Consider the following 4,721-nt stretch of genomic DNA (forward strand, 5'->3'; position numbering starts at 1 on the left):
TAATCCAGAAGAACCATCTATTGCAGACGTGACAGAGTACCCCTCTTTCTCAAGATACTCTTTGATCATTGCTGCGAGACGTTCATCGTCGTCGATTAGCAAAATGTTGTCAGTCGTTTTGGTCACAGGCATGCCCATATTATGCCACATTTTTTAAAACTCTCTAGCTTTACATTACTTTACGTCGCAGAAAAATCAGAGCAATGCAGTCGTGTTTTTATGACTATAGACAAGTGGGGCAACTGCCAATACCGCGATGTGCGGCCACACAAACACTATTAAGTGAGAAAGATCATGATTGCAAAACGCATTACTTTACTAAGCCTTGGGGTACTCTTATTCAGCACACAGATTGCTTTCGCAGAAGAATCTAAGACCGAAGACCAGTGGAGTATTTCGACCACGCTTGGAGTCGTCAGCGCCCCTACCTATGTCGGGGATGACGAAAACCAACTGAACATTCTCCCCGATGTGCGCGTGACTTACGGGGATCGATTTTTTGCATCACTGTTAGGCGGTGTCGGCTATAACTTTGTGGCAACAGATAACTGGAAGGCTGGCGGGATTGTTAAATACGATTTTGGCCGCGATGAGGATGGTGATAATCCATTGCGTATATCTGGTGATGACGTAAATGATCTGCTGGGGCTGGGTGATATTGACGGTTCGGCTGAGGTTGGTGCATATATCGAATATGAAGCTAGTCGGATTCGATCAAAACTGGAAGTACGCCAAGGGCTGTCCGGCGGTCATGAGGGTTTGATTGCAGAAGCTGAGATCAAATTTACCGGACAATTCCAGATGTTCTCGAAACCCGCCTTTTTTGCGGTAGGGCCAGAAGTCGTTTATGGCGATAAAAACTACAATCAGACCTATTTTGGTATCACCACAGTGCAAGCCTCGCGCTCAGGACTTTCCACGTATCAAGCTGATGCGGGATTGGTTTCCTATGGACTGCATGGCTCGGTGGTCTTACCGCTCAATGATCGAATCACCCTGATTGGCTTTGCTGGCTACGACATGCTCGGCGATGAGGTTGCCGATTCTTCGCTAATTACACAGCGCGGTAGTGACGCTCAAGCCATAGGTGGCCTCATGTTCAGTTACCAGTTTTAACCAACCAATATTAACGAGAGAGGTGAACTGCCATGACTGCTGAAACCGTAACTTATACCAATGCATTGGGCGAGATAATCGCACCGTTTTTGCTCGCGGTACGCTCGACCAGCTTCTTTGAAGCCTATGTGTATCTACCACTGATGACGATACTCGCCATTTTCATTTTCAGGCGTACCTATCGTCTAATGATGGCCAATGGCACATTCGATTCGCCACTTCGTCAGCGATATCGCTACGTCATTTTGTCACTGTATTTCATGATGTGTTTTTTCTTCACCGGCGTTATCGCGGTAGCATTCAAGACCATGATTTTGGAAGAGATGGACTACACTGAGGCACATTGGTTTATCCCTTATGTGAGCTACTTGCACTTTTACATCGCCAGTGTGTCATTGGCCTATATCTATCTTATGCGCACCAATCGTTCGTCGCTTTTTTCGCGGGTATTGAGTTTGTACATACAAGTGGGTTTTCTTGGTGCATACCTAATCGGTATCGACCGCATTGTTAATGAACCGTGGGTGCTGCTCGATCCAGCGAGCGGTTTGAGTGGTTTCTACATGTTTGCGATATTCGGTGTGCTGCATTTTGATGTGGTCGTGCGGCTTCTCCAACCGTATGATAATGCGATCTTGGTGAGCGCCCCAACGATGATAGGCGGCGACAATGCTAAAAGGTGAACATACAGCGCGGGCAACGGCGTACACCTCGGTTGCTAAATGGCTGCACTGGATTGTGGCGGCTTTGGTGGTCGCCATGTTGTTTTACGGCTGGTCGCTAGATAATTACGAAGGTGAGGCATTGTCGGCGGCGCTTTCGTATCACGCGCTAGGGGGCTTTTTAGTCGCCTCGCTTTGCGGCCTTCGCTATCTATGGCGCACATCACACCCGCCGCCAGAGTTACCAGCGACATTATCACGGCCACAAGTGATCGCTGCGAAGGTCATCCATTCCACACTTTACATTTTGATGATCGTTGTACCTGTTACTGGCCTCATGACAGCGGTAGCCCATGACGTGCCGGTGGTCGTTCTTGGGGTGATCGATCTACAAGATACATTTTCCTTTTTTGGCCACGACAATTTTGACCTTAAACGTTTCATTCATGCCCAAGCGATGCACACCTTCGCAGGGCTGATTATTGGCCATATCGGCGCGGCATTGGTACATCAATTTTGGATTAAAGATGGCGTGTTTCGACGGATGTTATGGGAGAAAAAGCAATGATCGTTAGCGGCATCAAACGAGCTGGTATTGCAGTGGGGTTTTTTAATGGTGTAGGAAACATGATTTTTAATATAGTGTGATTTTTCCAACCTCTTCATTTCTCCTAAGAGGTTATTTTAATTGTATTGTCATTCGCCTGGGGAGCGAACCGGTAAGTGAAAATCACACTAACAGCGAATAAGATTAAAGCCCCAATTAAGGGGCTTTTTTTATATATCTAAATTGTGTGTTTCTAATGAGCTATCATCTAATCTCTTTATGTCATTGATAACTTTTTCTCTGAAATCTTCCCTGCTTCCTCCATCATCATTATCATGTTTTCGCATTATAGATATTTTTGCGTCATTATCGAATAAATCGCCGCCTACAGTATCGTTTAATTCATCCCATTTATTAACTTGGTTAGTATGCCTAGTTTCTCGCTCTACTACGTCATTTCTATAGTCAATATCAGCTTGCGTTTCTGAATTTTTCAAAAATAGGGGGTCATGGCCTCGCGCTTATTTAGGGGATTGTTTCTGCGTATCTTGCGACCTCTTCAACATCAAAGCCGCCGCCATTGTCTTTATGGAATTGCTCAATAGAGGCGCGTAAACCTTCTGGACTACTTTCGACAACATCACGCATATAAACATTTTTTACAATGTGCTTAAAGCGTTGTTCGTCTAGTTCCGCGCTGCTAAATTCTCTATTAGGCGTTACGCCAGTTTCAACACGTATTTTAGCGTCTTCATACAGGTCTGTAATATCGTTGAGCCAATCCCGAACAGGGGCGGTTATTTTGTTAAATAGCTTAGATAAAAAGCCTTGTTTTTCTTCTGGTTCAATATGTTCAATAACTGCGCTAGTCATTGTATTTCTTTCTCTTGTTATCCTTTATTTATAACAACCTAAACGGGTATTACACAAGAAAAATCTTGATAACGTAGTAACCATCGCAGATGGTCGATTACGTCCTTAGATCAAGCGGCAATCTAATCGTAACCGTTGATGACGAGCCAGAGGACAGGTCTATTGTGCCTCGGTGGGCATCAGTGATCTTCTGCACCAACGACAACCCCAGACCACTACCGGAGATATTCTGTTTGCCGCGGCCACGTTGAAAAGGCTCAAACATGCTTGCTTGATCTGCTTCTGGGATACCGTCGCCGCCATCGCTGACGATCAGATTTACATACTCAGTATTAACTTGAACGTCTACCGCAACAGGTGCGCCGCCGTACTTAAACGCGTTATCTACCAAGTTTCGGGTAAGGTGCTGGATCATTCGTGCATCCCCGAACATGCTCACAGGCGACCCCTGAACATCACAATTTGAGTAACGAGCGCACTCTTCTGCGACGACACCCATTAAGTCGAACACCTCAAAATCCTGTTGTACGACACCGGCATCGATGCGGGTCATCAAAACTAGCTCGTCGATCAATACTCGTAGTTCTTCGACATCTTGTGCCAATGCTAATTGTCGGGGTTCATCTTCTACGGTTTTGATCATTTCAATACCAAGACGAATGCGTGTGAGAGGTGTGCGCAGTTCGTGAGATGCGTTGGCGAGTAGCAGCTTTTGAGCATTGACCAATGCTTCGATGCGTTCGGCGGTAGAGTTAAAGCTACCAGCAAGGGCGGCGACCTCGTCGCTGCCTTCTGGCTCGACACGAGCGCTGAGATCGCCGAAGCCTATTTGTCTGACAGCGAGTTGAAGCCGCTCTATTCTTCCCGTCAAATTTCGAATGAACGGGTACATGATTGCTGCGATACCAAGCGCGGAAATGATCAGAAATATCACAAACACGGCGGATTCACCGGGCAATGCGATCCGGTTAACGTTGATAACGAGCTGGCGGCCGTCTGTTAATTTAGTTGCCCACCGCGTGCCACCTTCTGTTTCTCGCCACGCGCCCTCGGCCAACGGTACGTCATCCAATGGCGTTACTGTACCGACTGACGCAATCAACAGCTTTTCGCTGCTGTAGAGGGATAGATCAATATCGAGGTAGTTGCCAATTTTATCGATGGCTGCTTGCTGCACATCGTCTGGTTCGGTGGCACTGGGCACAAGAAGTTCACTAAGGGCAGCGGTTTTGACAAATAGCTGCTCGTCATACTGATCTTGACCAATGATCGTCCAAGCAATCGTGGCGACCAGAGCGAATCCCAATAAGCTTGAAAAAACGATGAAGCAGATTTGTAGGTACAGACGGCTGTTAATCATAACTGCATCACACCTGCGACCGTGCAAACAAGTAGCCAACACCGCGCACAGTAATAACACGACGAGGCTGTTTAGGGTCGGTTTCAATCTCGGCGCGTAACCTAGATATATGCACGTCGATAGAACGGTCGAAGGCTTCCAAATCTGACCCTTGAAGTCCATT

The 4,721-nt window shown here is 46.6% G+C and carries 7 protein-coding genes; 3 read left to right on the forward strand and 4 right to left on the reverse strand.

What is annotated here, in order from left to right; all coding sequences use genetic code 11:
- The first annotated feature begins 294 nt into the window (after positions 1-294).
- The 3 genes from H5125_RS21320 to H5125_RS21330 are packed head-to-tail and all read left to right on the forward strand — an operon-like array spanning position 295 to position 2,346.
- Complete coding sequence (locus H5125_RS21320; protein ID WP_182745418.1) at positions 295-1,116, forward strand: MipA/OmpV family protein; 822 nt, start codon at positions 295-297, stop codon at positions 1,114-1,116.
- A gap of 32 nt (positions 1,117-1,148) precedes the next feature.
- Complete coding sequence (locus H5125_RS21325) at positions 1,149-1,799, forward strand: hypothetical protein (RefSeq protein WP_182745419.1); 651 nt, start codon at positions 1,149-1,151, stop codon at positions 1,797-1,799.
- A complete protein-coding gene (locus H5125_RS21330) occupies positions 1,786-2,346 on the forward strand; it encodes a cytochrome b (RefSeq protein ID WP_182745421.1) in 561 nt (186 codons plus the stop codon). The genes H5125_RS21325 and H5125_RS21330 overlap by 14 nt, the downstream gene beginning before the upstream one ends.
- Before the next feature lie 209 nt (positions 2,347-2,555).
- Here the strand turns inward: H5125_RS21330 and H5125_RS21335 are convergent, their stop codons facing one another.
- From H5125_RS21335 to H5125_RS21350, 4 genes are all read right to left on the reverse strand, one after another.
- Positions 2,556-2,822, reverse strand: a complete 267-nt coding sequence (locus tag H5125_RS21335) for a hypothetical protein (RefSeq protein ID WP_182745424.1) — start codon at positions 2,820-2,822, stop codon at positions 2,556-2,558.
- A 28-nt stretch (positions 2,823-2,850) separates the two neighbouring features.
- Positions 2,851-3,198 carry a hypothetical protein gene (locus H5125_RS21340; protein WP_182745426.1) on the reverse strand — a complete coding sequence of 116 codons (348 nt, stop codon included), beginning with the start codon at positions 3,196-3,198 and terminating at the stop codon, positions 2,851-2,853.
- Between the two features lie 97 nt (positions 3,199-3,295).
- A complete protein-coding gene (locus H5125_RS21345) occupies positions 3,296-4,558 on the reverse strand; it encodes an ATP-binding protein (protein ID WP_182745428.1) in 1,263 nt (420 codons plus the stop codon).
- Between the two features lie 7 nt (positions 4,559-4,565).
- The gene (locus H5125_RS21350; RefSeq protein WP_259395490.1) at positions 4,566-4,700 is read right to left on the reverse strand and encodes a winged helix-turn-helix domain-containing protein; all 135 of its coding nucleotides are present in this window, start codon (positions 4,698-4,700) and stop codon (positions 4,566-4,568) included.
- Between the last annotated feature and the right edge of the window lie 21 nt (positions 4,701-4,721).

Source organism: Shewanella sp. SR44-4, assembly GCF_014163715.1.
Taxonomy (GTDB): Bacteria; Pseudomonadota; Gammaproteobacteria; order Enterobacterales; family Shewanellaceae; genus Shewanella.

Excerpts from the sequence above, each read along its gene's own strand:
- H5125_RS21325 (WP_182745419.1), top strand. The coding sequence starts at position 1,149 with ATGACTGCTGAAACCGTAACTTATACCAATGCATTGGGCGAGATAATC.
- H5125_RS21330 (WP_182745421.1), top strand. The coding sequence starts at position 1,786 with ATGCTAAAAGGTGAACATACAGCGCGGGCAACGGCGTACACCTCGGTT.
- H5125_RS21320 (WP_182745418.1), top strand. The coding sequence starts at position 295 with ATGATTGCAAAACGCATTACTTTACTAAGCCTTGGGGTACTCTTATTC.
- H5125_RS21340 (WP_182745426.1), bottom strand. The coding sequence starts at position 3,198 with ATGACTAGCGCAGTTATTGAACATATTGAACCAGAAGAAAAACAAGGC.
- H5125_RS21345 (WP_182745428.1), bottom strand. The coding sequence starts at position 4,558 with ATGATTAACAGCCGTCTGTACCTACAAATCTGCTTCATCGTTTTTTCA.